Consider the following 3,594-nt stretch of genomic DNA (forward strand, 5'->3'; position numbering starts at 1 on the left):
GTATCGGGTCACCGCGCTGACCTACCACGACGCTGCGCGGCGCGCGCACTCCGTGGCCGCCCAGGGCGGGATCAATGCCGCCCGCGCGCGGCGGGTCGACGGCGACAGTCTGCACCGCTTCGTCGTTGACACAGTCAGGGGTGGTGACTTCCGGGGCAGGGAGGCCGAGGCGTTCAGGCTGGGCGAGGAGTCGGCGCGCGTCATCGACCACTTCTCGGCGATCGGCACCCCGTTCGCGCGGGAGTACGGGGGCGTGTTGTCCACGCGATCGTTCGGCGGGGTCCAGGTCTCACGGACCTACTACTCCCGCGGACAGACCGGGCAGCAGCTCCAGATCGCCGGCACCCAGGCCCTCCAGCGGCAGATCCGGGCCGGCTCGGTGCGGTTGCACACCCGTCACGAGATGCTGGATCTGATCGTCGACGAGGCCGGATGTCACGGAGTCGTGGTCCGCGATCTCGTCACCGGACGCATCCGCGCCGAGACCGCCCACGCCGTCGTGCTGGCGACGGGTGGCTACGGCAACGTCTTCCACGACTCCACGCTCGCGGTGAACTCCAACGCCTCGGCCGTGTGGCGGGCTCACCAGCGGGGGGCGCTGTTCGCCTCGCCGTCGTTCGTGCAGTTCCACCCCACCGCCCTGCCCAAGGACTCGGCGTGGCAGTCCAAGACCATCCTCATGAGCGAGTCACTGCGCAACGACGGCCGGATCTGGGTGCCGCTGCGCGCCGGCGACGACAGGCTGCCCGGCGAGATCCCGGACTCCGATCGCGACTACTTCCTCGAACGCCGCTACCCCGCCTACGGCAACCTGGTCCCCCGCGACGTGGCCTCACGGGCGATCACCGCGCAGCTCCGCGACGGGCGTGGGGTGGGCCCCCGGCACAACTCGGTCTACCTGGACTTCCGGGAGGCTCTCGCGGGCGGCGGGCGGCGACGGATCGCCGAACGCTACGGCAACCTCTTCGACATGTACTCCCACGCCACCGGCGAGGACCCGTACTCCGTTCCGATGCGCATCGCTCCCACCTGCCACTTCACCATGGGAGGGCTCTGGAGCGACTACGACCTCCAGACCTCGATCCCCGGGTTGTTCGTGGGCGGCGAGTGTGGCTGGGCCTATCACGGCGCAAACCGGCTCGGCGCCAACTCCCTGCTCAGCGCCTGCGTGGACGGCTGGTTCACCCTCCCGTACTCGGTGTCGGCGCACCTGGCCGCCCGCCTCGGTGACCACCCCCCGGACGACGACGACGAGGTGGTCACCGCCGCCGTGGCCCGTGCCCGGGGCCGCGTGGATGCGCTGCTCGCGGTGGGCGGCTCGACCGGACCCGGCCACTTCCACCGCGAACTGGGCGAGATCCTCTACGCCGGGTGCGGGGTCACCCGCACCGCCGAAGGTCTTTCCACCGCGATCGATCGGATCCGCGACCTGCGGACCCGGTTCTGGTCCGACCTGCGGGTGACGGGGACCGGGGGGCACCTCAACCAGGTGCTCGAACTGGCCGGCCGGACGGCCGACTACCTGGAGCTGGCCGAGCTGATGTGCGTCGACGCCCTGGACCGCGACGAGTCGTGCGGTGCCCACTTCCGCGACGAACACCGTACCCCGGGCGGTGAGGCACTGCGCCGGGACGACCAGTGGCGATTCGTCTCCGTCTGGGGGTCCGAGGGCGACGACCGGGGCGGCCCGCGCACGTTCACCCGCCACGCCGAACCGCTCGAGTTCACCGCGGTCGAGCTCACGACGAGGGACTACCGATGAGAACCGCACCCGGGACGGCCATGAGGACGGCATCGTGAGACTGACCCTGCGCGTGTGGAGGCAGTCCGGTCCCGAGGAGACCGGCGCGTACGAGGAGTACGCCGTCCCGGACGCCGAACCGGAGATGAGCCTGCTCGAGTTGCTCGACGTGCTCAACGGCCGATTGATCGATGACGGGCAGGAGCCGGTGGCGTTCGACTCCGACTGTCGGGAGGGGATCTGTGGCGCGTGCGGGGTGAGCGTCGACGGCCGTCCGCACGGCCCCGCGGAGAACACCCCCTCGTGCCACCAGCGCCTGGACGCCTACTCCGACGGCGACACCCTGCGCATCGAACCGATGCGCTCGGCAGCGTTCCCTGTGATCCGGGACCTCGTGGTGGACCGTTCCGCGCTCGACCGGATCGCCGAGGCCGGGGCCCACGTGTCGCTGCCCGCGGGGGCGGCCCCCGACGCCGATGTGACGTCCCAGGGCCACCAGGAGGCGGAGACCGCACTGGATCTGGCGGCCTGCATCGGCTGCGGCGCGTGTGTGGCCGCCTGCCCCAACGGATCGGCGAATCTCTTCGTGGGTGCCAAGCTGGGGCATCTGGCCCTCATGCCGGTGGCGAGCCGCGAACGCGGTTCGAGGGCGCGCGAGATGGTCCGCGCGGCGGATCAGGAGTTCGGGTCCTGCTCCCTCTACGGCGAGTGTTCGACGGTGTGCCCGGCGGGGATCCCGCTACGGGCGATCGCGGTGGTCAACCGGGAGCGTCTCCGCGCGCTGTTCAGGCGTTCCTGACGCCCGGCACCGCGAGGCCCGCCGAACGTCAGCGCATGCGCTGGGAGATCACCTTGGAGATGCCGTCACCCTGCATGGACACCCCGTAGAGCACATCGGCCACGTCCATCGTGGGCTTCTGGTGGGTGATCACGATGAGCTGGCTTGTCTCCCGCAGCTGCTCGAACAATCCGATGAGTCGGCGCAGGTTGGTGTCGTCGAGCGCGGCTTCGACCTCGTCCATCACGTAGAACGGGCTGGGCCGGGCCTTGAAGATCGCCACCAACATCGCCACGGCCGTCAGCGACTTCTCCCCCCCGGACAGCAGGGACAGCCGCTTGACCTTCTTCCCCGGCGGCCGGGCCTCGACCTCGATGCCCGTGGCCAGCATGTCCGTGGGATCGGTGAGGATCAACCGGCCCTCTCCGCCGGGGAACAGCACGGAGAACACGTCCCGGAACTCGCGTTCGACGTCCACCCACGCCTCGGTGAAGATCTGCTCGATCCTCTCGTCGACGTCGTCGATCACCCCCTCGAGGTCGGCCCGGGCCTTCCTGACGTCGTCGAGCTGGGTGGACAGGAACGCGTACCGCTCCTCGAGAGCGGCGAACTCCTCGAGCGCCAGCGGATTGACCTTGCCCAGGGTCGCGAGATCCTTCTGGGCCTGCTTCAGCCGACGCTCCTGTTCGGCGCGGTGGTAGGGCATCGGCGGGGGCGGGGTGACGTCCTCACCGCGCTCGCGGGCCGCCTCGTACTCCTCGATCTCGAGCGAGGACGGTGGAAGCGGCACCTCCGGTCCGTATTCCGCGACCAGTGCCTCGGGCTCGATGCCATGGCGTTCCAGCACCGCGGACTCGAGTTCGGACACCTTGACCTTGAGCTGGGCCCGGACGACCTCGTCGCGGTGCGCGGCGTCCCCGAGCCTGGTGACCTCGGACTCCGCGGCTGCGAGCTCGGTCCGGAGCGCGGCAACCCGGTCGGAGGCCTCCGTCCGCGCGGACGCCAGCCGGTCACGGTCGGCTCCGGCCGAGGCGATCAGCTCGTCGAGCCGGGCCAGCAGCCGCACGCTCAGCTC

Annotated in this window: 3 protein-coding genes; 2 read left to right on the top strand and 1 reads right to left on the bottom strand. The window is 70.6% G+C overall.

The window, feature by feature from the left end:
• A partial coding sequence (locus tag IY392_RS10570; protein WP_194861179.1) for a fumarate reductase/succinate dehydrogenase flavoprotein subunit occupies positions 1-1,762 on the top strand: 1,762 nt, incomplete at its 5' end.
• A gap of 34 nt (positions 1,763-1,796) precedes the next feature.
• A complete protein-coding gene (locus tag IY392_RS10575; RefSeq protein ID WP_194861180.1) occupies positions 1,797-2,540 on the top strand; it encodes a succinate dehydrogenase/fumarate reductase iron-sulfur subunit in 744 nt (247 codons plus the stop codon).
• Positions 2,541-2,568: 28 nt separating this feature from the next.
• On the opposite strand, the gene IY392_RS10580 is transcribed toward IY392_RS10575, so the two are convergent.
• Positions 2,569-3,594: AAA family ATPase (locus tag IY392_RS10580; protein WP_194861181.1), on the bottom strand; the 1,026-nt coding region annotated here is incomplete at its 5' end.

It is taken from the genome of Dietzia sp. SYD-A1 (assembly GCF_015356725.1).
GTDB lineage: Bacteria > Actinomycetota > Actinomycetes > Mycobacteriales > Mycobacteriaceae > Dietzia.